Below are 280 nucleotides of genomic sequence, written 5' to 3' on the forward strand. Positions count from 1 at the left end.
CAACAAACTAGAAAATAAAATCCGCCACCTCACTGGAAAAGCCATCTTTGATTACAATATGATTGAGGAAAACGACAAAATTGTCTGCGGACTTAGTGGCGGCAAAGACTCTTTCGTGATGTTAGATACGCTATTACACCTAAAACGTGTTGCTCCAATCAAGTTCGACGTTATAGCTGTAAACCTTGATCAAAAGCAACCTGGTTTTCCTGAACATATACTACCTAATTACCTTGAACAAAAAGGTATTGATTACTACATCATTGATAAAGATACATAT

Annotated in this window: 1 protein-coding gene; it reads left to right on the forward strand. The window is 36.4% G+C overall.

Translation table 11 applies throughout. From position 1 onward, the window contains the following. Window positions 1-280 (forward strand): tRNA 2-thiocytidine biosynthesis protein TtcA (locus tag AAEY62_RS22010; protein ID WP_502935545.1); only part of this gene is annotated, 280 nt, incomplete at both ends.

The organism is Pseudoalteromonas sp. GW168-MNA-CIBAN-0100, from assembly GCF_040309225.1.
GTDB classification, from domain to species: domain Bacteria; phylum Pseudomonadota; class Gammaproteobacteria; order Enterobacterales; family Alteromonadaceae; genus Pseudoalteromonas; species Pseudoalteromonas arctica.